The organism is Nocardioides sp. SR21, from assembly GCF_022761125.1.
Taxonomy (GTDB): domain Bacteria; phylum Actinomycetota; class Actinomycetes; order Propionibacteriales; family Nocardioidaceae; genus Nocardioides.
Genome location: NZ_JAKWJR010000003.1, coordinates 54665 through 77164, shown reverse-complemented (window position 1 = coordinate 77164; position 22500 = coordinate 54665). Strand labels below are relative to the sequence as shown.

25 protein-coding genes are annotated in these 22500 nt (G+C 71.5%); 8 read left to right on the top strand and 17 right to left on the bottom strand.

The window, feature by feature from the left end; genetic code table 11:
• Window positions 1-38: 38 nt before the first annotated feature.
• Genes MJ604_RS06375 through MJ604_RS06360 form a run of 4 tightly spaced genes read right to left on the bottom strand, consistent with a single transcriptional unit; the run spans window position 39 to window position 2985 of the window.
• Window positions 39-386, bottom strand: a complete 348-nt coding sequence (locus MJ604_RS06375; protein WP_243057475.1) for a glutaredoxin domain-containing protein — start codon at window positions 384-386, stop codon at window positions 39-41.
• Window positions 383-1573, bottom strand: coding sequence for a DUF480 domain-containing protein (locus tag MJ604_RS06370; protein ID WP_243057474.1), 1191 nt, complete (start codon window positions 1571-1573; stop codon window positions 383-385). Before MJ604_RS06370 ends, MJ604_RS06375 begins: the two co-directional genes overlap by 4 nt.
• 9 nt (window positions 1574-1582) lie before the next feature.
• On the bottom strand, window positions 1583-2467 hold the full coding sequence (locus tag MJ604_RS06365) for an aminoglycoside phosphotransferase family protein (RefSeq protein WP_243057473.1): 885 nt from the start codon (window positions 2465-2467) through the stop codon (window positions 1583-1585).
• An 11-nt stretch (window positions 2468-2478) separates the two neighbouring features.
• Window positions 2479-2985: a 2'-5' RNA ligase family protein gene (locus MJ604_RS06360; RefSeq protein ID WP_243057472.1), complete on the bottom strand. Its 507-nt coding sequence runs from the start codon at window positions 2983-2985 to the stop codon at window positions 2479-2481.
• A 16-nt stretch (window positions 2986-3001) separates the two neighbouring features.
• Here MJ604_RS06360 and ppk2 point away from each other — a divergent pair, with 16 nt between their 5' ends.
• Together ppk2 and MJ604_RS06350 are read left to right on the top strand one after the other, a co-directional pair.
• Complete coding sequence (gene ppk2, locus MJ604_RS06355; protein WP_243057471.1) at window positions 3002-3811, top strand: polyphosphate kinase 2; 810 nt, start codon at window positions 3002-3004, stop codon at window positions 3809-3811.
• Window positions 3808-4539, top strand: a complete 732-nt coding sequence (locus MJ604_RS06350) for a dienelactone hydrolase family protein (RefSeq protein WP_243057470.1) — start codon at window positions 3808-3810, stop codon at window positions 4537-4539. The genes ppk2 and MJ604_RS06350 overlap by 4 nt, the downstream gene beginning before the upstream one ends.
• 112 nt (window positions 4540-4651) lie before the next feature.
• Here the strand turns inward: MJ604_RS06350 and MJ604_RS06345 are convergent, their stop codons facing one another.
• Genes MJ604_RS06345 through MJ604_RS06325 form a run of 5 tightly spaced genes read right to left on the bottom strand, consistent with a single transcriptional unit; the run spans window position 4652 to window position 9255 of the window.
• The gene (locus tag MJ604_RS06345; RefSeq protein ID WP_243057469.1) at window positions 4652-5815 is read right to left on the bottom strand and encodes a lipid-transfer protein; all 1164 of its coding nucleotides are present in this window, start codon (window positions 5813-5815) and stop codon (window positions 4652-4654) included.
• On the bottom strand, window positions 5812-6189 hold the full coding sequence (locus tag MJ604_RS06340) for a MaoC family dehydratase (protein ID WP_243057468.1): 378 nt from the start codon (window positions 6187-6189) through the stop codon (window positions 5812-5814). Before MJ604_RS06340 ends, MJ604_RS06345 begins: the two co-directional genes overlap by 4 nt.
• Window positions 6186-6614 carry a Zn-ribbon domain-containing OB-fold protein gene (locus tag MJ604_RS06335; protein ID WP_243057467.1) on the bottom strand — a complete coding sequence of 143 codons (429 nt, stop codon included), beginning with the start codon at window positions 6612-6614 and terminating at the stop codon, window positions 6186-6188. The genes MJ604_RS06340 and MJ604_RS06335 overlap by 4 nt, the downstream gene beginning before the upstream one ends.
• Complete coding sequence (locus tag MJ604_RS06330) at window positions 6611-7096, bottom strand: MaoC family dehydratase N-terminal domain-containing protein (RefSeq protein ID WP_243057466.1); 486 nt, start codon at window positions 7094-7096, stop codon at window positions 6611-6613. The genes MJ604_RS06335 and MJ604_RS06330 overlap by 4 nt, the downstream gene beginning before the upstream one ends.
• The gene (locus MJ604_RS06325; protein WP_243057465.1) at window positions 7093-9255 is read right to left on the bottom strand and encodes an acyl-CoA dehydrogenase; all 2163 of its coding nucleotides are present in this window, start codon (window positions 9253-9255) and stop codon (window positions 7093-7095) included. The genes MJ604_RS06330 and MJ604_RS06325 overlap by 4 nt, the downstream gene beginning before the upstream one ends.
• A gap of 102 nt (window positions 9256-9357) precedes the next feature.
• Here MJ604_RS06325 and MJ604_RS06320 point away from each other — a divergent pair, with 102 nt between their 5' ends.
• Window positions 9358-10269: an alpha/beta fold hydrolase gene (locus MJ604_RS06320; RefSeq protein ID WP_243057464.1), complete on the top strand. Its 912-nt coding sequence runs from the start codon at window positions 9358-9360 to the stop codon at window positions 10267-10269.
• Here MJ604_RS06320 and MJ604_RS06315 read toward each other — a convergent pair.
• Complete coding sequence (locus tag MJ604_RS06315) at window positions 10232-11695, bottom strand: wax ester/triacylglycerol synthase family O-acyltransferase (protein ID WP_243057463.1); 1464 nt, start codon at window positions 11693-11695, stop codon at window positions 10232-10234. The genes MJ604_RS06320 and MJ604_RS06315 overlap by 38 nt on opposite strands.
• A gap of 121 nt (window positions 11696-11816) precedes the next feature.
• Here MJ604_RS06315 and MJ604_RS06310 point away from each other — a divergent pair, with 121 nt between their 5' ends.
• Complete coding sequence (locus tag MJ604_RS06310; RefSeq protein ID WP_243057462.1) at window positions 11817-13055, top strand: alpha/beta hydrolase; 1239 nt, start codon at window positions 11817-11819, stop codon at window positions 13053-13055.
• A gap of 17 nt (window positions 13056-13072) precedes the next feature.
• On the opposite strand, the gene MJ604_RS06305 is transcribed toward MJ604_RS06310, so the two are convergent.
• Window positions 13073-13273, bottom strand: a complete 201-nt coding sequence (locus MJ604_RS06305; protein WP_243057461.1) for a helix-hairpin-helix domain-containing protein — start codon at window positions 13271-13273, stop codon at window positions 13073-13075.
• A 67-nt stretch (window positions 13274-13340) separates the two neighbouring features.
• Between MJ604_RS06305 and MJ604_RS06300 the strand changes: the two genes are divergently transcribed.
• Entirely contained in the window at window positions 13341-13676 is a 336-nt protein-coding gene (locus MJ604_RS06300; protein ID WP_243057460.1) for a VOC family protein, read from the top strand.
• Between the two features lie 112 nt (window positions 13677-13788).
• Window positions 13789-14457 (top strand): Type 1 glutamine amidotransferase-like domain-containing protein, encoded by a 669-nt coding sequence (locus MJ604_RS06295; RefSeq protein ID WP_243057459.1) that lies wholly within the window; start codon window positions 13789-13791, stop codon window positions 14455-14457.
• 48 nt (window positions 14458-14505) lie between these two features.
• On the opposite strand, the gene MJ604_RS06290 is transcribed toward MJ604_RS06295, so the two are convergent.
• Complete coding sequence (locus MJ604_RS06290) at window positions 14506-14880, bottom strand: YciI family protein (RefSeq protein WP_243057458.1); 375 nt, start codon at window positions 14878-14880, stop codon at window positions 14506-14508.
• Window positions 14881-15014: 134 nt separating this feature from the next.
• On the opposite strand from MJ604_RS06290, the gene MJ604_RS06285 reads away from it, so the two are divergent.
• Window positions 15015-16028 (top strand): S1C family serine protease, encoded by a 1014-nt coding sequence (locus MJ604_RS06285; RefSeq protein ID WP_243057457.1) that lies wholly within the window; start codon window positions 15015-15017, stop codon window positions 16026-16028.
• Between the two features lie 27 nt (window positions 16029-16055).
• Here the strand turns inward: MJ604_RS06285 and MJ604_RS06280 are convergent, their stop codons facing one another.
• Window positions 16056-16571: a hypothetical protein gene (locus tag MJ604_RS06280; RefSeq protein ID WP_243057456.1), complete on the bottom strand. Its 516-nt coding sequence runs from the start codon at window positions 16569-16571 to the stop codon at window positions 16056-16058.
• Between the two features lie 10 nt (window positions 16572-16581).
• On the bottom strand, window positions 16582-18630 hold the full coding sequence (locus tag MJ604_RS06275; protein WP_243057455.1) for an acyl-CoA dehydrogenase: 2049 nt from the start codon (window positions 18628-18630) through the stop codon (window positions 16582-16584).
• A 49-nt stretch (window positions 18631-18679) separates the two neighbouring features.
• Between MJ604_RS06275 and MJ604_RS06270 the strand changes: the two genes are divergently transcribed.
• Window positions 18680-19324 carry a class I SAM-dependent methyltransferase gene (locus MJ604_RS06270; RefSeq protein WP_243057454.1) on the top strand — a complete coding sequence of 215 codons (645 nt, stop codon included), beginning with the start codon at window positions 18680-18682 and terminating at the stop codon, window positions 19322-19324.
• On the opposite strand, the gene MJ604_RS06265 is transcribed toward MJ604_RS06270, so the two are convergent.
• Genes MJ604_RS06265 through MJ604_RS06255 form a run of 3 tightly spaced genes read right to left on the bottom strand, consistent with a single transcriptional unit; the run spans window position 19295 to window position 22430 of the window.
• Window positions 19295-20422: a prenyltransferase gene (locus tag MJ604_RS06265; RefSeq protein WP_243057453.1), complete on the bottom strand. Its 1128-nt coding sequence runs from the start codon at window positions 20420-20422 to the stop codon at window positions 19295-19297. The two genes, MJ604_RS06270 and MJ604_RS06265, sit on opposite strands and share 30 nt — an antisense overlap.
• A complete protein-coding gene (locus tag MJ604_RS06260) occupies window positions 20419-21171 on the bottom strand; it encodes a class I SAM-dependent methyltransferase (RefSeq protein ID WP_243057452.1) in 753 nt (250 codons plus the stop codon). The genes MJ604_RS06265 and MJ604_RS06260 overlap by 4 nt, the downstream gene beginning before the upstream one ends.
• Window positions 21171-22430 carry a glycosyltransferase family 4 protein gene (locus MJ604_RS06255; protein WP_243057451.1) on the bottom strand — a complete coding sequence of 420 codons (1260 nt, stop codon included), beginning with the start codon at window positions 22428-22430 and terminating at the stop codon, window positions 21171-21173. The genes MJ604_RS06260 and MJ604_RS06255 overlap by 1 nt, the downstream gene beginning before the upstream one ends.
• Window positions 22431-22500 lie beyond the last annotated feature (70 nt).

The window sequence follows — 22500 nt, the reverse complement described above, 5'->3', positions numbered from 1 at the left end:
GGATCCGGTCGCCGAGTGGGAGCGTGTTCGACACCTGATCAGATGAGCTGCTCGCGCACCCACGACGGGGACGGGTTCGTGCGGTGCTCGCCGCCGACGAAGACCGTCGGCACGGTCTCGTTGCCGTCGTTGACCGAGCGCACCCGGGCGGCGGCCTCAGGGTCCCGGCGGATGTTCACCCACACGGCCCGGCGGCCGGCGAGCCCGAGCGAGAGCCGCAGCCGGATGCAGAAGCTGCAGCCGGGTCGCCAGTAGATCAGCGGGACGCCGTTGCGCTCTGCCAGCGCGCGACCCTGCTCGTCGCCCGGGGAGCGCGGGAACGCGATCGGGGTGAGCAGCACGACCAACGCCAGTACGGCGGTGAGCAGGAGCAGCGCCGAGATCACGAGGGCTTCCGCGCGACGACGTAGAGGCGCTCGGACGTCTCGCCCCGGTGCTCCAGCGCGCCGCGTCGGTACCACTCGACGTCCACCAGGCCGGCGGCCTTCACGACCGCCACCACGTCGGCAGGCTCGTGCAGCACGAAGTCCAGCTCGACCTCCTGGTCGAACCACGCGTCGACGTGGCGCACCTCCGACCCGGCGTGCAGGGCCAGCACCAGCCATCCACCCGGCGCCAGGGGCCGGGTGAGGCCGGACACCGCGACGGGCAGCTCGGACGCCGCGAGGTGGATCAGCGAGTACCACCCGAGCACCGCAGCCCAACCGTCGGCGGTCGTCGGCCGCATCAGCTTGCGGAGGTCGCCGACCTCGTAGCTGCCGTCGGGGTAGCGGCGGCGCGCCTCCTCGACCATCCGCGGCGACAGGTCGATGCCGAGGGCGTCGGCACCGGCGTCGGCGAGGTGGGCCGTCACGTGGCCAGGCCCGCAGCCGACCTCGACCACCGGCCCGCCGTCGGCGTGCGCGGCGACGCGGTCGAGCAGCCAGCTCTCGAACGGCAGGGCGGTGAGCTCGTTGGACAGCGCCTCGGCGTACGTCGCGGCGACCGCGTCGTACGCCGCGCGCACCCGCTCGTCACGCGCGTCCGCGCCGTGTGACAGCACGTCGACCGCCGGGGCCGGTGCCGCGGGCGCCTCCTCGGCGCCCAGCAGGTGGATCCAGCGGCTGTCACGGTCGCCGCCGCGGCGGGGCAGCTCGCGCACGAGCCCGCGCTCGGCCATCCGGGTGAGGGTCTGCTCGACGACGTGCCGGTCCTCGAACGCATGCAGCCGGTCGGTGCGGGTCCTCAGCTCGCCGGGCGCCTGCGGGCCACGGAGTAGCAGCACCGTGAGCAGGGCGCGCTCGTCGTCGGACAGCTCGAGGGCCTCGTCGAGCACCTGGTGGTACTTCAGCGTCCGCCGGCCGGTCGCCGCCCAGACGATCCGCACCAGGCCGCGGTCCTTGAGCCGGCGCCCGACCTGCTCGACGGTCTGCTCGTCGTACTCCGTGACGGGGTCGCGGCTGCTGCTCTGGTTGCAGGCGGTCCGCAAGGAGTTCAGGGACAGCGGGTAGGTGTCCGGCACGGTGCGCTGCTTCTCCAGCAACGCGCCCAGGACCCGCTGCTCCTCGGCGTCGAGCACGGGGAGTTCGGCCATGGCAGGACCCTACTGACCGTCGAGGTCCGCCAGCACGGCGGCGACGGTCCGCTGCCCACGCTGGGCGAACGCCGGCACCGTGTCCCAGTAGTACGGGATGCCGGTCAGCGCCGGGCCGAGCGCCCAGCCGCGGGCGCGGCGCCACGTGTCGTCGTCGTACTCGACGGCCTCGCGGAGCTCGCGGCGCGCCGACGGGATCGTGTACCAGGCGGGCGCGAGGTCCGGCGCGGGGTCGCCGGTGCCGAGCGCACCCCAGTCGATGACCGCGCTGAGCCGGCCGTCGCGCACCAGGAGGTTCCCCGGCATGAGATCCCCATGGATCCACACCGGGTCGCCGGCCCAGTCGGGCGCCGCGACGCAGTCCTCCCAGGCCGCCGTCACCGCGGCGGTGTCGATCCGGTCGCCGCACTCCTCGATCGCTCGTCGCACGTACTCGTCGAGGCCGCGGATCGGCGAACCCCGGTCGGTGCCGGTCTTGCGCGGGCCGTCGGTGGCGTCGACCGCGTGGAGCGCGCGGACGAAGCCACCGAGGTCGGCCGCGAGGGCGCGCGGGTCCGCGTTGTCGGCGGTGGGCGTGGTCCCGGGCAGCCACGGCGCGACCGACCACGCGAACGGGTAGTCGTCGTCGGGCTCGCCGAGCGCGACCGGAGCGGGCACGGTCACCGGGAGGTGCGGTGCCAGCACCGGCAGCCACGCCGCGTCGCTCGCGGCCTGGTCGGCGGCCCAGCCCACGCGCGGCATCCGGGCGACCAGCTCGTCGCCGACGTGGAAGAGGCAGTGGTCGGTGCCGAACTCGGACACCGGCGTGACCGGCAGGTGGCTCCACTGCGGGTGCTGCTGGGCGACCATGCGGGCGACCTGCTCGGCCGTGGTCGGGACGTCGTCGTCGTGCATCGCCGCCGAGACTAGGCCTGGGCCAGCGTCGTCACGAACTTCTTTTCCGGGTCCCACCGGCGCAGCTCGGTCAGCGTGAGCACCAGGTCGTCGTGGCCGAGCACGTCGACCACCTGCTGCACCAGCGACCGGTCCACGCGCCGCGCCAGCGTCACGTGCGGCAGCCAGCCCACGTGCTGCCGGTCCGGCACCTGCACCCGCACCGCGAGCACCCGGCGTACGACGTCGTCGTCGATGTCGACCGCCCGCGCGATCGTGACCCGGCTGCCGCCGAGCACCAGGAGACCGGTGGACCTGGCCCGGATCGGCAGCAGCGCCCCGAGCCGCGCGTGCGCGACGTCGATCGCCGCGTCGGGCAGCTCCGGCGCGGACACCACGCTGACGTGCGGCGCGTTGGTCGGGGCGTCGTGGTCGAGCTGGCTGGGCAGGCCCGCGTCACGCAGCCGTTGCCAGTCGCGACGTACGGCCTCCTGACCGGTGTCGTCGGGCACGAGTTCGAGCGCATGGAGCCTGGGCACGTGTCTAGGCTGCACCATGAGCAAGCCGCAGAAGCGCCTGGGCAAGGGCGCGTACGAGGACGAGCTGTTCCGCCTCCAGGCCGAGCTGGTCAAGGTGCAGGAGTGGGTCCGCGCCACCGGAGCGCGGATCGTGATCGTCTTCGAGGGCCGCGACGCCGCCGGCAAGGGCGGCGCGATCAAGCGGATCACGCAGTACCTCAACCCGCGCGTCGCCCGGATCGCGGCGCTGCCGACGCCCACCGACCGCCAGAAGAGCCAGTGGTACTTCCAGCGGTACGTCGAGCACCTGCCCGCCGGCGGCGAGATCGTGCTGTTCGACCGGTCCTGGTACAACCGCGCCGGCGTCGAGCACGTCCTCGGCTTCTGCACCCCCGAGGAGCACCAGCGGTTCCTGCACCAGTGCCCGATCTTCGAGCGGCTGCTGGTCGAGGACGGCATCCTGCTGCGCAAGTACTGGTTCTCGGTCAGCGACGAGGAGCAGCAGCGCAGGTTCCGCGGCCGCGTCGACGACCCGATGCGCCGCTGGAAGCTGTCCACCACGGACTTCGAGTCGGTCCGCCGCTGGGAGGACTACTCGCGCGCGAAGGACCTGATGATGGTGCACACCGACATCCCCGAGGCCCGGTGGAACGTCGTCGAGGGCGACGTGAAGAGAGAGGCGCGGCTCAACATGATGTCCCACCTGCTGTCCACGATCCCGTACACCGACATCGAGCAGCCGCCGCTGGAGGTGCCCGAGCGCCCGGCCTCGACCGGGTACGAGCGGCCGCCGCGCGAGCTGTCGTCGTACGTCCCCGACCACGTGGCGACGCTGGTGGACCGATGAGCGCGCTCTCGACCTGGACCGAGGGCCAGCATGCCGCCGACGGGGTCACGCACCCGACGTACCGCAAGGGAAGTGGGCCGGGCGTGATCGTCATCCACGAGATCCCCGGGCTGACGCCGGAGGTGATCGGCTTCGCCGAGGAGGTCGTCGCCGCGGGCTACACCGTCGTCCTCCCACACCTGTTCGGTACGCCGGAGCGGCCGATGTCGGTCGGCGCGATCGCATCGGTGCTCCCGAAGGTCTGCGTCAGTCGGGAGTTCACGACGATGGCGACCGGGCAGACGTCACCGGTCGCGGTCTGGCTGCGCAGCCTGGCGCGGTCACTGCACGCCGAGCTCGGCGGGCCGGGTGTCGGCGCGCTCGGCATGTGCTTCACCGGCGGGTTCGCGCTGGCGATGATGGTCGACACCGCGGTCGCCGCGCCGGTGCTCGCCCAGCCGTCGCTGCCGTTCCCGGTCGGCAAGGCGCGAGCCGCCGACCTGAACCTCTCCCCCGCCGACCTCGCCGCCGTACGCGAACGCGCCGCCGGCGGCTGCCAGGTCCTCGGCCTGCGCTACCGCGGCGACCGCGCCGTCGGCACCCGCTTCGAGACGCTCACCCACGAGATCGGGGACGCGTTCATCCGAGTCGAGTTCCCCGGCAAGGGCCACTCCACGCTGACCGAGCACCGCCAGCAGGAGGGCGTCGACCGCGTGCTCGCGTTCTTCGCCGAGAAGCTCCGACGTTGAATCGGGACTTTCCGTCCGTCGAGTCCGGACTTTCCGTCCGTCGAGTCCGGAGTTCTCGTCAAAGGAACGCCGAAACTCCCGATTGAACGGACCGAAAGTCCCGATTCAACCTTCAGACCGACAGCACCAGGCCCGAGGTGGGGACGCCGGTGCCGGCGGTGACGACGAGGTGCTCGACATCGGGGACCGGGTTGACCGAGGTGCCGCGGATCTGGCGGACCCCCTCGGCGATGCCGTTCATGCCGTGGATGTAGGCCTCGCCGAGCTGGCCGCCGTGGGTGTTGAGCGGGAACTTCCCGTCGACCTCGATGGCGCCGCCCGCGATGAAGCCGGGGGCCTCACCGCGGCCGCAGAAGCCGAGCTCCTCCAGCTGCATGAGGACGTACGGCGTGAAGTGGTCGTAGAGGATGCCCATCCGCATGTCGCTCGGGCCCAGGCCGGACTGGCGCCACAGCTCGCGGCCGACCACGCCCATCTCGGGGATGCCGATGTCGGAGCGGTAGTACGACGTCATCACGAACTGGTCCGACCCGCTCCCCTGTGCCGCCGCCGAGATGTACGCCGGCTTCTGCTTCAGGTCACGAGCCCGCTCGGCGGAGACCACGACGAGCGCCACCGCGCCGTCGGACTCCTGGCAGCAGTCGAGCAGGTGCAGCGGGTCGACGATCATGCGCGAGGCCTGGTGGTCCTCCAGCGTGATCGGCTTGCCGTAGAAGAACGCGTGGGGGTTGGTCGCGGCGTGACGCCGGTCGGCGACCGCCACCCGGCCGAAGTCCTCCGAGGTGGCGCCGTACTCGTGCATGTAGCGGCGCGCCTGCATCGCGACGGTGGCGGCCGGCGTGCCGAGGCCCATCGGGTACGTCCACGCGTTGTCGAGGCCGTTGGTGTTCACCTGGGTGGCCGCCGCGACCGACACCTGGCCGAAGCGCGACTCCGAGCGCTCGTTGAAGCCGCGGTAGCAGACGACGACGTCCGCGACACCGGTCGCCACCGCCATCGCTGCCTGCTGCACCGTCGCGCACGCGGCCCCGCCGCCGTAGTTGATCCGGCTGAAGAAGCGCAGCTCCGGGATCCCCAGCTCACGGGCGACCGCGATCTCCGAGGACGTGTCCATCGTGAACGTCGTCAGGCCGTCCACGTCGGCGGCGGTCAGACCGCAGTCGGCCAAGGCGGCCTGGACGGCCTCCACGGAGAGCTGCAGCTCGGAGCGGCCGGACTCCTTGGAGAACTCCGTGGCGCCGATGCCCGCGATCGCGGCCTTCCCGGACAGGCTCATGCGACCACCTTCACGGTCCCGGTGACGTGGTCACCCAGCGACACCCGGCCGACGACCGAGATCGTGGCGATGCCGTCCTCGATCGACTCGACGGTGCCGCTGAACGTCAGCGTGTCGTAGGGGTACGCCGGCGCGCCGAGCCGGATCGAGATCCCCTTCAGCTCGGTGTCCGGGCCGGCCCAGTCGACGACGTACTTCTCGACCAGCCCGTTGCTGGTGAGGATGTTCATGAAGATGTCCTTCGACCCGGCCGCCTGCGCGATGTCGCGGTCGTGGTGGACGTCCTGCCAGTCCCGCGTGGCGATCGCGGTGCTCACGATCGTGGTCGGGGTCATCGGCAGCGACCACTCGGGGATCACGTCGCCAGGCTTCATCGCTCTTCTTCCGGTCGTCGAGTAGCCGAGGGACGAGGCGTATCGCGACGCCACACAGGCAGGGTCAGGTCGTCGTCGATGCGGTTGTAGTCCACGCGCAGCGGCATCCCGATCTCGATCTCGTCGTCAGCCACGTCGACCACCTCGCCGACCATCCGGACGCCCTCGTCGAGGTCGATCAGCGCGATCACGATCGGCAGCTCCTTGCCGGGCACCGGCGGGTGCCGGTGCACGACGTACGAGAACACCGTGCCGGTGCCGGCGGTGACGACGTGGCCACGGTCGAGGGCGCCGCACGACGGGCACGCCGGCCCCGGCGGGAAGCGCAGCTCGCTGCAGCTGTTGCACTTCTGGATGCGCAGCTCCTCGGCGGCGGTGCCGTCCCAGAAGAACTGCGAGTCGCGGCCCATCATCGGCCGGATCACGAGGACTTCTCCCTCGGGATGAACTTCAGGACCCGGAACAGCATGGTCGCCACCACCTCGTCGCCGACGTACCAGGTGTTCCGCGACGTGACGAAGTAGCCCTCGCCCATCGCGGTGTTCTTCGGCCCCACGACCGACTCCAGCGCGCTGGTCACCCGCAGCCGCTCGCCGACCTCGAGGTAGCGTTCGTAGCTCTGCTCGCAGTTCGTGCCGAGCACGGCGGTGTAGCCCTGCTCGGTGAGGAACTCGGTCATCCGGCTCAGCGGGTCCTCCGGCGGCCGGCGCTTGCCGAGCCCGGGCATCGTCCACACCTGCGCCATCGACGGCGGCGCCTCGCCGTTGCGGAACCGCTCGTTCTCGTAGCCCATCGCATCGAGCCAGGTCCCGATCGTCGCCTGGTTCACCTCGTACGGCGCCCACGACTCCGAGCACTCTCCCAGCGCCTTGATCCGCTCGGCCTCGGCCAGGATCGGGTCACTCATCGCGGCACCCGCGGCAGCCCGAGGCCGAACATCGCGATCAGCTCGCGCTGCACCTCCTGCACGCCACCGCCGAAGGTGAGCACCAGGTTCCGCTTCGCCTGCGCGTCCAGGTACGTCATCAGCTCGTCGGTCTCCTCGTCGGCCGGGTCGCCGTAGCGGTGCACGATGTCGACCAGGTCGGCCGACAGGTGCTGCACCTGGTCGGCGGCGAAGACCTTCGACGACGACGCGTCGCCGACCGAGATCTCACCGACCGCGGCCGCGCGTGCGACCTCCCAGTTCAGCAGCTCGTTGACGCGGAAGACCGCGGTCGCCTCGCCCATCACCCGGCGTACGTCGGGCCGGTCGATGACGCCGGCCTTCGTCGCCCACTCCGCGACGCGGTCGCGCAGACCCTCGATGCGGCCGGCCGGCCCGAGCATCACGCGCTCGTGGTTGAGCTGGGTGGTGATCAGCTTCCAGCCCTGGTTCTCCTCGCCGACGAGCATGTCGACCGGCACCCGCACGTCGTTGAAGTACGTCGCGTTCACGTGGTGCGAGCCGTCGGCGGTGATGATCGGCGTCCAGGAGTAGCCCGGGTCCTTGGTGTCGACGATCAGGATCGAGATGCCCTTGTGCTTCGGGGCGTCCGGGTCGGTGCGCACCGCGAGCCAGAGATAGTCGGCCTGGTGGCCGCCGGTCGTCCAGAGCTTCTGCCCGTTGACGACGTAGTGGTCGCCGTCGCGCCGCGCGGTCGTGCGCAGCGACGCGAGGTCGGTGCCCGCGTCGGGCTCGCTGTAGCCGATCGCGAAGTGCACGTCGCCGGCCAGGATCCGCTTGAGGAACAGGTCCTTCTGCTTCTCGGTGCCGTACCTGATCAGCGTCGGCCCGACCGTCTGCAGCGTCACCGCCGGCAGGTGCACGTCGGCACGCTGCGCCTCGTTGGCGAAGATGGTCTGCTCGATCTCGCCGAGCCCGTGCCCGCCGTACTCCTTCGGCCAGCCGACGCCCATCCAGCCGTCGGTGCCCATCTGCCGTACGACACGCTGGTAGGTCTCGCCGTGCCGGTCGAGCCCCATGTCGCGGTGCTCGTTCTCGTCGGCGAGGTTGCCGAAGTACTCCCGCAGCTCGGCCTTCAGCGCCCGCTGCTCGGCGGTGAGCTCGAGGTTCTTGGCGACCGGGTCCTCGATCGCGACGTCCTCCGCCTGCGCGCCGAGCGCGTGGCAGATGTCGGTGATCCAGGAGAAGTAGCGGTACATCGGGTAGGTGACGTCGACGCCCATGCCCCCGTGCAGGTGGTGGCAGGTCCGCATCGCGCCCGGGGCCTCGTGGCAGGTCCAGTACGCCGCCACCGCGAGGTCGTCGGCCACGTCGAGGCCCTCGCCGATCCGCCAGGCCGCGTTGGCCGAGGCGAGGTCGAGGGTGCGCGAGGTGATGTACACGTCGGCGATCTGCATCGCGACCGCCTGGAACTCCGCCAGCGTCCGGCCGAACTGCGTCCGGCCCTTGATGTACGTCGCCGTCAGGTCGCGGGCCCCGGCGACCACGCCGGCCGCGGTCAGGCAGAGGCCGGCGGTCGCCAGCTCGTCCAGGATCCGCGCCGCGTCGGCGCCCGGGAGCAGCTCGGCGTGCGCGCCGGCGAGCACGACGGTGTGCTGGGTCGCGCCCATCGACGAGTGCGACGGCAGCAGCGTCACGCCCGGGTCGGCCGGGTCGACCAGCGCGACCACGGGGCCGTCGTCCGACGACGCCGTGACGAGCAGCCGGGAGGCCTTGTCGGCGTACGTCACGCCGATCTTGCGGCCGGTCACGGCGCCACCGGCGTACGTCGTCGGCGCGAGCTCGCGCAGCGCCGGCGTCAGGATCGTCTCGCCCGTGGCCACGCCCCGGAGCAGCGCCTGCTGCTGCTCCTCCGAACCGGCGGCGGCGAGCGTCAGCACGCCGCAGCAGAGTGTCTCCCAGACCGGGAGCTGGACCACGCGGTGGCCGGTCTCGCGCAGCAGCACGGCCACCTCGGTGAGACCGAGGGCTTCCCCACCACATGCGTCGGGTACGGGCAGCGAGAGCAGGCCGGCGTCGGCGAACGCCTGCCAGGTCGCATCAGGGTCGTCCCCCGCACGGTCCAGGGCCTCTCGGACCACGCTGCGGACGGCCTCGGTGGCCTCCAGGTCTTGCGTCACGTGCCTCTCCTACCGACGTCTCACCAACGGACGGAATGCGGAAACTGTAACGTGTTCTACTCCCCACCGAAATGACACAGCGACACGACCCGAGAGGTGACCGTGCGACTGCCGACCCCCCGAAGCCTGCTGACCAGCTCGGTCTACGTGCCCTACGTGCGCATCCCCGAGGGCCGGATGGTCGATCTGCCCGGCCGCGGCGCGGCGTACGTCACCGACACACCGGGCCCACGGCGCGACTCCCCCACCGTCGTGCTGCTGCACGCCGTCGGGTGCACCGGGCTGCTGACCTGGTTCCCGTCGATCGGGCCCCTGTCGCGTCGCTACCGCGTGATCACCATGGACCAGCGCTGGCACGGCCGCGGCATCCAGTCCGACGACTTCTCGATCCACGACTGCGCCGACGACGTCGCCGCGCTCATCGACGAGCTCGGGCTGGACGCCCCGATCATCGCCGGCTTCTCGATGGGCTCGATCATCGCCCAGCGGGTCTGGCGCCAGCACCCCGACAAGGTCGGCGGCCTGGTGCTGTGCGCGACCACCGATCGGTTCCGCTCGACGATCACCGAGCGCGCCTTCCACGCCGCGATGGGCCTGGCGATGGGCGCGACCCGCGGCCTCTCGCGATCGCGTACGGCGGTGCGCGCGGCCAGGACCGCCGCCGCCGCGCTGGACCTGCGCCCGACCGACATGCACGACTGGGCGCTGGCGGAGTTCCGCAGCACGAGTCCCTGGGCCGTGGGTCAGGCCGTCGCGGCGCTCGGCCGCCACCACTCGCGACCGTGGCTGTCCCGGATCGACGTACCCGTGGCGGTCGTGGTGACCCTCAAGGACAAGGTGCTGTCACCGGACAACCAGGTCGCGCTCGCCCGCAAGATCCCCGGGGCGACGGTCCACGACATCCCGGCCGGTCACGCGGCGTGCGTGCTGGAGTCCGAGCGGTTCGTGCCCGCGCTGCTCGACGCGGTCAACACCGTCAACGCGAGGCGCCGACGGGCTTCCGCGTCCGCTTGACCGGCCGCTTGGTCGGTCGGGAGTCCGCCACCACGGCGGCCTTCAGCCTCGCCAGCTCGGCCGGGAAGCGGCGCACCAGGTCCTCGATGTCCGGCATCGACTCCTGGCAGGCGATCAGCCCGACGTGCACGGAGCCGTTGTTGGACATCACCGTGACGTTGAGCCCGGCGCCGTGGAAGACCGGCCCGAGCGGGTAGAGCCCCTCGATCAGCGCGCCCATGAAGTACAGCGGGATCGGCGGGCCGGGGACGTTGGAGATCACCAGGTTGTGCACGACCGGGTGCCGCTCGGGCAGCTTGAAGCCGGCGTACGCACGCACGGCCAGGCCGAACGTCCGCGGCGCCGCGAACTCCGCCCAGTCCTGCAGCGAGTCCGCGCTGATCGCGGAGTGGTGCTCCTTGGCGTTCCTGTTGCGCTCGGCGAGGTCGCGCAGCCGCTCGAGCGGGTCGTCGGTGTCCGTGCCGAGCTTGGCGAACAGCGCCGAGACCTTGTTGGCGCCGCTCGAGTGCCGCGACTCCTCGCGCACCGAGACCGGCACGGTCGCGAGCAGCGAGCTCGACGGCAGCTCGTCGCGGTCCTCCAGGTAGCCGCGCAGCGCGCCGCCGGCGACCGCCAGCACCACGTCGTTGACGGTCGTGCCGGTGGCGTTCTTGATCTGGCGCACGTCCTCGAGGTCCATGTCCGCGAGGGCGATCCCGCGGTGGCCGGTAATCGTGCCGTTGAACGACGTCCGCGGCGCCGAGAAGGGCGCCGCCATCGCCGTGCCCGCTCGCGCGCGGCCGATGGTCTTCGTGACCAGCTCGACCGACGGGGTCACCAGGCGGACGGCGTTCAGCGGTCGGGTCACCATGCTCACGACCGATCGGCCGAACAGCTCGCGGTGGCCCGGCTCGCGCACGGTGCGCGGCTCCCCTGCCTCGGCCATCGGGTCGGCGTCCGGCTCGAGGCTGCACAGGTGCGAGATGAGGTTCGACCCGGAGACGCCGTCGACGGTCGCGTGGTGCATCTTCGAGAACACCACGACCCGCTCCTGGCCGTCCGCGCCGACGTACCCCTCGATCACCCACATCTCCCACAGCGGCCGCGAGCGGTCCAGCGGCAGCCCGGCGAGGTGGCTGGTGAGCTCGACGAGCTCGGCGTACCCGCCCGGCGACGGCAGTGCGAGGCGGTGCACGTGGTGATCGATGTCGAAGTGCTTGTCGTGGACCCAGATCGGGTGGTCGAGCCCGAGCGGCACCTTGCGCAGCTTGCGGGTGAACTCCGGTACGTCGCGCACGCGGCGGTCCAGCTCGGCGCGGAAGCAGGCGTAGGTGTAGCCCTCGGGGATCGTGCTGGCGTCGAGCACGATCACGCCGCAGACGTGCATCAGCTGCGCGGGCGTCTCGAGGTACAGGAAGCTCGCGTCGAGCCCCGACAGCCGGTCCATCAACCTTCTCCCTCCGGTGGAACACGTTCTCGTCTGTGAACGAGCCGCCGTCGGGGAGGACACGCGTGACCCGCCTCTCAGACCAGTCTCTCCGCTGGAAACACGTTCTAACGTGGGACCTATGGCCTTTCTCCGCCGCCAGGTCGTCACCGCTGCCCTCACCGCGAACGCGATCCGTCCCGCGCCCGGCTTCCGAGCCGGCGTCCCGGCGTTCGCGTTCGGCTGGCTGACCTCGGAGCTCGCCCAGCACCTGTTCGCCCTCACCGCGGCCGACACCACCGCGCACGTCGTACGACGCGGCCGGCGGCGCTCGGTCGCCGGCCTCGCGCTGGCAGCGGCGAACCTCGCCGGCCAGGCGTTCCTGCTCGACCAGTCCCGCCGGGTGCAGAAGGACGCCGAGGACGCCCTCGTCGAGGGGCTCGGCTACGACTACCTCGAGCAGCTCGACGCGAAGCCCACGCCGGCCGAGCTCGCGACCCCGTGGCGCAGGCTCGCGAACCCGTTCCGGATGCGCGCGCTCGACGTCGTGGTCGAGAAGAACGTCGCGTACGCGCCGGAGCACGGCAAGCGCGGGCTGCTCGACATCTACCGCCCTGCGGAGCCTGTCTCCGGTGCTCCGGTCCTGCTGCAGGTGCACGGCGGCGGCTGGACGATCGGCAACAAGGACCAGCAGGGCATCCCGCTGATGCAGCACCTCGCCGCCAAGGGCTGGGTGTGCGTCGCGATCAACTACCGGCTCGCGCCGCGCGACCCGTTCCCCGCCCAGATCGTTGACGTGAAGCGCGCGATCGCCTGGATCCGCGAGCACATCGAGGAGTACGGCGGCGACCCCGACTACATCGCGATCACCGGCGGCTCGGCCGGCGGGCACCTCACCGCGCTCGCCGCGGTCACCCCGAACGACCCGGCGTACCAGCCCGGCTTCGAGGACGCCGACACCAGCGTGGCGGTCGCCGTGCCCCACTACGGGGTCTACGACTTCGCGGGCTCGACCGGCCTGCGCAGCGCCGCGCAGATGCGCGACCTCTTCCTCGCCCCGCGGGTGGTCCGGCAGGGCTGGGAGGACGCGCCCGAGGTGTTCGAGGCCGGCACTCCCCTGCTCCGGATCACCAAGGAGGCGCCGGACTTCTTCGTCCTCCACGGTGCCCACGACACGCTCGTCAACGTCGAGCAGGCGCGGCTGTTCGTCTCCCGGCTGCGCGAGATCTCCGGCGCCACGGTCGTGTACGCCGAGCTCCCCGGCGCCCAGCACGCGTTCGACGTGTTCCCGTCGATCCGGTCGGCGCACGTCGTCCGCGCGATCGACCGGTACCTCCACTGGCACTGGAACGGCTGGCGTCGCGAGCACGGGCGAGGCTGACCCGGACGGGCTGGCCCCTACCCGGACGCCCTCGCCTCGACCAGCAGCCGCACGGCCTTCGGGCCGACGCCGTGCAGCTCGAGCAGGTTGCCCAGGTCGTCCGGCAGATCGCCGATCACGCGGTAGCCGGCATCGATCAGGGCCCCGGTGGCGGGTCGACCGATCCGGACGCCATCGAAGTCCCGACCGCGGTCCTGACGTTGCGCCTCCGCACTCACCCGACCGACTATCGCAGACAGCGCGGCGCGACCGATGACTCCGCGATACCCAGGAGGTCGAACCGACATGGACCTGTTCGCCGGTGTCGGCGTCACCGACTACGCCCGCGGCGTCACCTGGGTCGAGCGGCTGCTCGGCCGGGCTCCCGCGTTCCACGCCCACGACACCGAGTGCGTCTTCGAGGTCGCCGAGCACCGCTACCTGTACGTGGCGCTCGAGCCCGAGCACGCCGGTCACGCGATGGTGACCGTCTTCCTCGAGGACCTGGACGGGTTCCTCGCCTCCGCTGCTTCGCGTGGCCTGGAGCCGGCACGCACCGAGACGTACGAGAACGGCGTCCGCAAGGCGATCTTCCGCGACGAGGACGGCAACGAGATCGGCTTCGGCGGCGGACCGGCCTGATCCGGCTCGCACCTCGAGCAACCCGGACACCATCGAGGCCGATGAGTCCTGCGGTGACGCCGGGTCGGTACGTCACGCCCCCACAGACATCGCGATCCGACCGGGAGAGACCTTGAAGCTGCTACTCACGTCCGCGGGCATCTCGAACCCCAGCATCCGCGACGCGCTCGTCGAGCTGCTGGGCAAGCCGATCGGCGAGTCCAGCGCCCTCTGCATCCCCACCGCGCAGTACGGACACCCGTGGGTCGGCCCAGGGGCGAGGGCGTGGCAGTTCATCAGCGGGAAGAGCCAGAACCCGATGGTCGACCTGGGCTGGAAGTCGATGGGCGTGCTGGAGCTGACCGCCCTGCCGAGCATCGACGAGGACCGCTGGGTCCCGCTGGTCCGGGAGACCGACGCCCTCCTGGTGGCGGGCGGGGACGTGCTCTACCTGTGCCACTGGATGCGGGAGTCCGGCCTCGCCGACCTGATCCCGTCGCTGACCGACACGGTGTGGGTCGGGCTGAGCGCCGGCAGCATGGTGATGACCCCCGAGGTCGGCGACGACTTCATCCAGTGGCGACCGCCGACCGGCGACGACAGCACCCTGGGCGTCGTCGACTTCTCGATCTGCCCGCACCTGGCGCCGGACGGCGAGCCGGGCAACTCCATGGCCGTGGCGCAGCAGTGGGCGGCCGGCATCTCCGGCCCGGCCTACGCCATCGACGACCAGACGGCCCTCACCGTCGTCGGCGGCACCGTGGAGGTCGTGTCGGAAGGGACCTGGAAGCTGCTGACCTGACGACGCCGGTGCCGCCGGCGGCCACGTGCGCGCCGGCAGCACCGGAGGTCAGGCGCCGGTCTCCTCCGGCTCCTCGGCGACCTGGCGCAGCGTCGCGACCACGGTGGCCTCGGGCCAGTGCTTCGCGTGCAGCTCGGCGAACTCCTGCTGGCCGGCGATGGCCTCCTCGAGCGAGTCGTACTTCATCAGCGCCCAGCCTCCGACGACCTCCTTGGCCTCGGCGTACGGGCCGTCGACGCGGCTGACCTCGCCCCCGCTGGAGATGAAGTTCACGGTGTCCTCGGTGCCGAACAGCCCGCCGCCGTCGAGGAAGACGCCCTTCGCGGCCTGCTCGCCGATGTAGGTGTCCATCGCGTCGAACAGCGACTGCGGCGCCATGCCCTGGCCCTCTTCCATCCGGACGAATCCCATGAAACGCGGCATCTCGATCACTCCTACTGGTTGCTGGTGGCTTGCTTCTCGCAGGTACATCGAACGGCCGGCGGCCTTTTCGACACCGAGCGCGAAAGTTTTCTCCGACCGCGAACGCTACGCTCGTCCGGTCGGAGGGAGCCGCCGTGGAGCGCCGCCGGATGATCGCCATCGGGGCCGCCGTCGCGCTCGCAGGCGGCCTCGTGGGCGGAGCACTCGCCACCGTCGTCTGGCACGCGGTCGACCCGGCCGGCTCGTGCGACGTCCAGGACGTCGCCGGTGACGTCCTGCCGTCGGTGGTGACAGTGACCGTCACGAAGGGCGACCGCACCAGCAGCGGCTCGGGCGTGGTCCTCGACCAGGACGGGACCTACATCGTGTCCAACGACCACGTCACCGCGTTCGCCCGCCGGGGCGCGTCGTTGAGCGTGACGTACGCCGACGGCCACACCTCGCCGGCCACGCTGGTCGGCGGCGACCCGGTGACCGACCTGTCGGTGCTCGAGACCGACGACGCGGACGAGCACGCGGACCGGGTCGTGGTCGGTGACTCCGGAGCCGTCCGCGTCGGCCAGCCCGTGGTGGCGCTCGGCGCCCCGCTCGGCCTGAGCTCGACCGTGACCGCGGGCATCGTCAGCGCCACCGGTCGCACGGTGCAGGTCCCGACCGCCGAGGGCGGTACGACGTTCCTGGTCGGCTCGATCCAGACCGACGCCTCGATCAACCCCGGCAACAGCGGGGGCGCGCTGGTCGACTGCCGCGGCCGCCTCGTCGGGATCAACACCGCCGGCCGGTCGCCGGAGGGCGACACCGGGAGCGTCGGCCTGAACTTCGCCGTGCCGACGTCCCTGATGACGCCCGTCGTCGCGGAGCTGATCGAGACCGGGCAGGTCGCCCACCCGACCCTCGGCCTCCAGGGCCAGGGCGTCCAGGACGGCCTCGCGAGCGGACTGTTCGTCCAGGTCGCCGCGCCACCGTCCTCCGACGCCGGCATCGAGGTGGGCGACGTCGTCACCGAGATCGACGGGAACGTCGTCCGCAACCCCGACGACCTGACCCGGATCGAGATCGGACTGGAGGTCGGCTCCGAGGTCGAGGTCACCTACCTGCGCGACGGCGAGTCCCGCACTGCGACGGTCGTGGTCGGCTCGACCGATTAGTGGCCTGAATCCGAAGTCCTCAGGACACTAGTGCAGCAGGATCTTCGCGACCACGAGCACGCCGCCGAGCAGCGCCGCCCCCGCGGCCTCGCCGAGCGCCGCCCACTGCGACCGGCCGGCGTGCCGGCCGCCGAGGTAGCCGACGATGGCCAGGATGAGCACCGTGAAGTAGATCGCGACCTTCGCGGCGGCCACGGTGTCCTCGCCGCCGGCGTAGACGATCAGGAACACCGCCATCCCGGGTACGCCGCCCGCCAGCACCGACAGCTCCTCGCGCATCGCGCTGAGCGACCGCAGCACGAAGTTGCGGTGGTCGCCCTCGAACTGCGACTGCGTCGTGTGCACGTAGACGTGGGCGAGCCAGTACGTCACCAGCACGAACGCCCAGGCGGCGAGGATCGTGCGCATCGACGCGTGGTGCGTGCCGCTGACCACGAGCACAGCACCGGTCACGATCGCGCCGTACAGCAGTCCCCCTGCGCCGGAGCGGGCGATCGCTCGCGACGTCCAGGTGCCCCGGAGTTCCTGGTCCAGCTCGCTCATGCCTCGGAGGCTAGCGGGGCAGGCCGAGGATCCGCTCGCCGGCCACGTTGCGCAGGATCTGCGTGGTGCCGCCCGCGATCGACAGGCAGCGGGTGTTGAGCATCTCCCAGACGTCGGCGCGCACCGCGTCAGGGTCTGGGCCGCCGCCCAGCGCGACCATGTCGCCGTGCAGCGCGACCACGAGCTCCGCGCCGTCCTGGCGGTTGCGCACCCCGAGCAGCTTGGCCACGCTCGACTCCGCGCCAGGCCCGAGCCCGGCCAGCGACCGCATCGTCGAGCGGACCCCGAGCAGCGAGCAGACCGTGGAGAGCGCGATCGAGTGGCCGACCGCGACCCGCTGCGCGGCGGTGACGCCGGCGCCGGCGAGCTCGACGGCCCTCTCGGTGCTCTTGCTGAGCCGGCTGGTGGCCATCGCGACCCGCTCGTTGGCCAGCGTCGTGCGGGCCAGCTTCCAGCCGTCGTCGACCTCGCCGACCACCATGTCGTCGGGCACGAACACGTCGTCGAGGAACACCTCGTTGAACAGCGCCTTCCCGGTGATCTCACGGAGCGGCCGCACGTCGATCCCCGGTGTCCGCATGTCGACGAGGAAGTACGAGATGCCCCGGTGCTTGGGGGCATCCGGGTTCGTGCGGGCCAGGCAGATGCCCCAGTCGGCGCGCTCGGCGACGGAGTTCCAGACCTTCTGGCCGTTGAGCCTCCACCCGCCGTCCACCTTCTCGGCGCGGGTGCGCAGCGCGGCGAGGTCGGACCCGGCACCCGGCTCGGAGAACAGCTGGCACCACACCAGCTCACCCAGCAGCGACGGCGTCACGAACTGCTCGCGCTGCGCGTCGGTGCCGTGCTCGAGGATCGTCGGCAGCGCCCAGCCGGCGATCACGATGTCCGGCCGGGTGAGCTCGGCCGCGGCGAGCTCCTGGTCGATGACGATCTGCGTGACCGCGTCCGCCCCGAGGCCGTACGGCGGCGCCCAGTGCGGCGTGAGGTACCCCGTCTCGACGAACGCGGCCCGGCGCTGGTCGTCCGGCTGCTCGGCGATCCGCGCCACGGTCGCCCGCACCTCGGCGCGGATCGCCTCGTCGCGGCCCTCGAGGTCGAGGTGCACGCGCCGGCGTACTCCCGCGACCGCGGCGGCGGTGAGCCGCTCGGCGGCCTCGTCCCCGTCGCTCAGCAGTCCGCGGAGGGTGAGCGCCCGGCGCAGGTAGAAGTGCGCGTCGTGCTCGAACGTGAAGCCGATCCCGCCGAGCACCTGGATGCAGGACTTCGCGACCTCGACCGCGCCGTCGAAGGCGATGGCCTCCGCCACGTCGGCGGCGAAGGCCCACTGCTCCTCGTCGCCGGACGCCGCGGACGCGACGTCCCACGCGGCGGCGGTGACCGACTCGGCGATCTCGAGCATCTCGGCACAGAGGTGCTTGATCGCCTGGAAGCTGCCGATCTTCTGGCCGAACTGCTCGCGCACCTTGGCGTACTCCACCGCGGTCGCCAGGCACCAGCGCGCGATGCCCGCGGCCTCGGCGGCCCCCAGCGTCACGGCGGTACGCCGCACCTGGGCGGTCGTGATGTCGACCGGCGTACCCGCGGGGGCGTCGAGCACCGTGAGGGACCCGAAGCGCCGCGACAGGTCGAGGCCGAGCGACGGGGTGAGCTCGACCGCGTCGCGCGGGAGCAGCGTCCATCCGTCGACGTCGGCGAGCACATGGGTGGCCGACGGCGCGTCCCAGACGACGTCGCCCAGGGCCAGTCCGATCACGCCGTCGGCGTCCAGGCCGAGCGCGGCAGCGACAGCCGGCCCGAGCAGCGGGCCGGGCACCAGCTCGTGGGCGCACGCCTCGAGCGCGACGGCCACGTCGAGCGTCGTACCGCCTCCCCCGCCGGCGGACTCCGGCATCCCGATCGTCGGCACGCCCATCTCGCTGACCGCCGCCCACGCGGAGTCGAAGGTCGCCGAGGCGTCCTCCTCGGCGGCCCGCGCGAGCTCACGACCCTTCAGGTCGGCGGCCCACTTGCGCAGGCTCGAGGCCAGCTCGACGTGCTCGTCGGAGATTCCGATCGACATGGGGCTCCTCGAAAACTAGAACGTGTTCCAATCCTACTAGAGTCGTGCCGTGAGCACCGACTGGATCGACCACGCCCTGGCCGCGAAGGGCTTCATGCCCGAGGACGAGGGCATGCTGCTGCACCGCTACGCCCTGGAGCGCCTCCCGCACGGACCGGCGCTGGAGGTCGGCACCTACTGCGGCAAGTCCGCGATCTACCAGGGCGCCGCCGCGCGCGAGGTCGGCGGCGTCGTGTTCACCGTCGACCACCACCGCGGCTCGGAGGAGAACCAGGCCGGCTGGGAGCACCACGACCCCTCGCTGGTCGACGACGAGTTCGGGCTGATGGACACCCTGCCGGTCTTCCGGCGCACGATCGCCCGGGCCGGCCTCGAGGACCAGGTCGTGGCGCTCATCGGCAGGAGCACCACGGTCAGCGCCCACTGGCGCACTCCCCTGTCACTGCTGTTCATCGACGGCGGCCACGCCGAGATCCACGCGCAGAACGACTACGCCGGCTGGGCGCCGTGGGTGATGGACGGCGGCCTGCTGGTCATCCACGACGTGTTCCCCGACCCGGCCGACGGCGGGCAGCCGCCGTACCACGTCTTCCTGCGCGCGCTCGAGAGCGGCGCCTTCACCGAGGTGGAGGCGCTGGGCTCCATGCGGGTGCTGCGGCGAACGTCAGGACAGGCGGGCGACTCCGTCAACTGAGAGGGGGTCGGCTGACGGGCACCCGCACTCGAGCGCGAGCTCGGCGAAGTGCGGCGCCAGCGAGGTGCCGCGCATGATCCCGGAGCCGGCGGTGCCGTGGCCGGCGACCTCACCGAGGGCGTCGACCGCGAGGATCACGGCCGCGGCGGTGTACGTCGTGTGCTCGTCGGGCCAGTGCACGTTGCGCGGCTCGCCGGACTCGGGGTCGATGTCCGCGTCGCCGTACACCCAGCCGGTCCAGTAGCGCCCGTCGTCCTCGCGCAGGAACTGCACGTCCTTCAGCAGCGTCAGCGCGCGGCGGTGGTCGCCGAGGGAGTCGAGCGCCATCACCAGCTCGCAGGTCTCGGCACCGGTCACCCACGGGTTCGTGCTGACGCAGAGGATGCCGAGGCCGGGCCGCACGAAGTCGTCCCAGCGGCTGTCCAGCAGCTCGAACGCGTCGCGGCCGCGCACCGCGCCGCCGAGGACCGGGTAGTACCAGTCCATCGAGTGGATGGACTTGTCCTCGAACAGGTCGCGGTGCTCGCGCACGGCGTGGCCGAGGCGGCCGCCGGCGAGCTCCCACTCGGGCTGCGGGTCGTCGAGCAGGTCGGCGAGCGCGACGCCGGCGCGCAGCGACTGGTAGATGCTGGAGTTGCCGGTGAGCAGGCAGTAGTCCTCGGTCGGCGTGTAGTTGATGCCGCCCCACGAGACCTGCTGCGCGACCACCCAGTCGAGCGCGGAGCGCACGGTCGGCCAGTACTGCTTCACGAACTCGAGGTCGCGGCGCACCAGCCAGTGGTGCCAGACGCCGACCGCGAGGTACGCCGTCATGTTGACGTCACCGCGGTCGTCGTCGGCCACGCCGTTCACGATCTTCATCGGGAACGAGCCGTCGGCGTGCTGCATCGTCGGCACCCAGGCGTAGGCGCGCTCGGCGGCCTCGACCTGCCCGCCGACCAGCATCGCCATCGCGGCCTCGACGTGGTTCCAGATGTCGACGTGCTCGCCGGTCGTCCACGGCACCGCACCGCACGGCTCCTGCATGGCTGCGATCGCGGCCGCACTGTCGGCGACCTGGTCAGCGGTGAGGATGCCTTCGACGTAGGGAAGGCTCACGAGAGATCTTCCGGCTTGCGGAAGTACAGGACCATGCTCTTGCCGATCAGCGGGTCGAGCACCTTGCCGGCGTACTGGAGCGTCTTGGGCTGCTTCATGATCTCCCAGACGAGCAGCTTGTGGTACGCCTTCGCGGCCGGGTGGTCGTCGTTGTTGACGCCGACCGCGCACTTGATCCACCAGTACGGCGCGTGCAGCCCGTGGGCGTAGTCCTTGCCCTCGAACACCATCGCGTCGCCGGGCTCGCCGTCGTTGAACTTCCCGGCCTTGGTGACCTTGTCGATCAGCTCGTGGTCGGTGTAGATGCGGATGTGACCGCCCTCGGCGTTGTGGTACTCGTCCGAGAGCTTCCAGTTGATGACCTCGGGCAGCCAGCGCGGCACCGTGATCGCCATCGTGCCGCCGGGCCGCAGCACCCGGACCAGCTCCTTGATCGCGTCGACGTCGGCGTGGATGTGCTCCAGCACCTCCGCCGCGACGATCCGGTCGAACTCGCCGTCCGCGAACGGCAGCGCGAGCGCGTCGCCCTGCTTGATGTCGGCATGGGCGCCCTCGGGGACCTCGCCCTGCTCCTTCATGGCGCCGAAGATCTCGAGCACGCCGGCGAGCTCGTCGGCGTCCATGTCGAAGGCCATCACGTCGGCGCCCCGGCGGTACATCTCGAATGCGTGCCGCCCGCCGCCGCAGCCCATGTCGAGCACGCGGTCCCCCGGCAGCAGCCCGAGGCGGTCGAAGTCAACGGTCAGCACTAGTTCTCCTCGGTGGTCGAGCTCGTCGAGACCCGGAAGTCCGCGATCACTTCTTCGTACGCCACGGCGACCTTCTGCGCCACGGCTCGCCAGCTGAACATCTCCTCGACCCGCTTGCGGCCGGCGGCGCCGTACCGCGCCCGGCGCTCGGGGTCGTCGAGCAGGGCCGCGATCGCCTGCTCGAGCTCGCCGACGTCACCGGCGGTGACCAGGTCGGCGCAGAGGCCGTCGGGGCCGACGACCTCGGGGATCGCGCCGGCGTCGGAGGCGACCAGCGGGGTCGCGCAGGCCATCAGCTCGGCGGTCGGGAGCGAGAAGCCCTCGTAGAGCGACGGCACGCAGGCGAGCTCGGCGGAGCCCATCAGCTCGACCAGCTCGGCGTCGCTGATGCCGTGCACGAAGCGGACGGAGTCCTGGATCGAGAGCTTGTCGATGAGCTTCTCGGTGCGGCCACCCGGCTTGGGCTTGGTGACCAGGAACAGCTCGACGTCGCGCTCGGTGCGCAGCTTGGCGAACGCCTCGAGGAGGGTGGAGATGCCCTTCATCGGCGCGTCGGCACTGGCCATCGCCATGATCCGGCCGGGCACGCGCGGCTTGGTCGGCGGCACGAAGAGGTCGTCGACGCCGAGCAGGATCACCTGCATCCGGGCCGGGTCCACGCCGAAGTCCTTGGCGATGTCGCGCTTCGACGTCTCCGACGGGGTCAGGATCTTGCGCGCCTGGCGGGCGACGCGGGCCTGCATCTTCACGAAGCCGTACCACCGGGTGAGCGTGAACTTGCGCCAGGGGTTCTTGGTCGCGGCGATGTCGATGCGCCGGTCGTAGCTGATCGGGTGGTGCAGCGTGGTGAGGAGCGGGAGACCCATCTTCTCGATCTCGAGCATCCCGTAGCCGAGCACCTGGTTGTCGTGCACGATGTCGAAGTCGTCGATCCGCTCCTGCAGGGCGCGCGCGGCGCGCAGGCTGAAGGTCTTCGGCTCCGGGAACCCGGCCACGCACATGGTGGCGAACTCCTCGACGTCGATGCGGTCGCGGAACTCCTTGAGCTTCGGCACCCGGAACGGGTCCGGCTCGCGGTAGAGGTCCAGGCTCGGGAGCTTGGTCAGCGCCACGCCCTCGTCCAGGTCCGGGTAGGGCTGTCCGGAGAACACCTCGACCGAGTGACCCAGCTTCGTGAGCTCCCGGCTGAGGTGCCGGATGTAGATGCCCTGGCCGCCGCAGTGGGGCTTGCTCCGATAGGACAGCAGTGCGATCCGCATCCGCACCCTCTCTGTTGCGCCCGAGTCAGTCGGGGTCTGCCGGGTGCGTGGGACACGCCGTACCGGTGAA

What these genes read in the sequence shown, in the direction of transcription:
- MJ604_RS06300 (WP_243057460.1), top strand. Translation starts at nt 13,341, where the DNA reads ATGGACCTGTTCGCCGGTGTCGGCGTCACCGACTACGCCCGCGGCGTC.
- MJ604_RS06315 (WP_243057463.1), bottom strand. Translation starts at nt 11,695, where the DNA reads ATGGACCGGCTGTCGGGGCTCGACGCGAGCTTCCTGTACCTCGAGACG.
- MJ604_RS06365 (WP_243057473.1), bottom strand. Translation starts at nt 2,467, where the DNA reads ATGCACGACGACGACGTCCCGACCACGGCCGAGCAGGTCGCCCGCATG.
- MJ604_RS06350 (WP_243057470.1), top strand. Translation starts at nt 3,808, where the DNA reads ATGAGCGCGCTCTCGACCTGGACCGAGGGCCAGCATGCCGCCGACGGG.
- MJ604_RS06345 (WP_243057469.1), bottom strand. Translation starts at nt 5,815, where the DNA reads ATGAGCCTGTCCGGGAAGGCCGCGATCGCGGGCATCGGCGCCACGGAG.
- MJ604_RS06275 (WP_243057455.1), bottom strand. Translation starts at nt 18,630, where the DNA reads ATGTCGATCGGAATCTCCGACGAGCACGTCGAGCTGGCCTCGAGCCTG.
- MJ604_RS06310 (WP_243057462.1), top strand. Translation starts at nt 11,817, where the DNA reads ATGGCCTTTCTCCGCCGCCAGGTCGTCACCGCTGCCCTCACCGCGAAC.
- ppk2 (WP_243057471.1), top strand. Translation starts at nt 3,002, where the DNA reads ATGAGCAAGCCGCAGAAGCGCCTGGGCAAGGGCGCGTACGAGGACGAG.
- MJ604_RS06370 (WP_243057474.1), bottom strand. Translation starts at nt 1,573, where the DNA reads ATGGCCGAACTCCCCGTGCTCGACGCCGAGGAGCAGCGGGTCCTGGGC.
- MJ604_RS06255 (WP_243057451.1), bottom strand. Translation starts at nt 22,430, where the DNA reads ATGCGGATCGCACTGCTGTCCTATCGGAGCAAGCCCCACTGCGGCGGC.
- MJ604_RS06280 (WP_243057456.1), bottom strand. Translation starts at nt 16,571, where the DNA reads ATGAGCGAGCTGGACCAGGAACTCCGGGGCACCTGGACGTCGCGAGCG.
- MJ604_RS06290 (WP_243057458.1), bottom strand. Translation starts at nt 14,880, where the DNA reads ATGCCGCGTTTCATGGGATTCGTCCGGATGGAAGAGGGCCAGGGCATG.
- MJ604_RS06340 (WP_243057468.1), bottom strand. Translation starts at nt 6,189, where the DNA reads ATGAAGCCTGGCGACGTGATCCCCGAGTGGTCGCTGCCGATGACCCCG.
- MJ604_RS06330 (WP_243057466.1), bottom strand. Translation starts at nt 7,096, where the DNA reads ATGAGTGACCCGATCCTGGCCGAGGCCGAGCGGATCAAGGCGCTGGGA.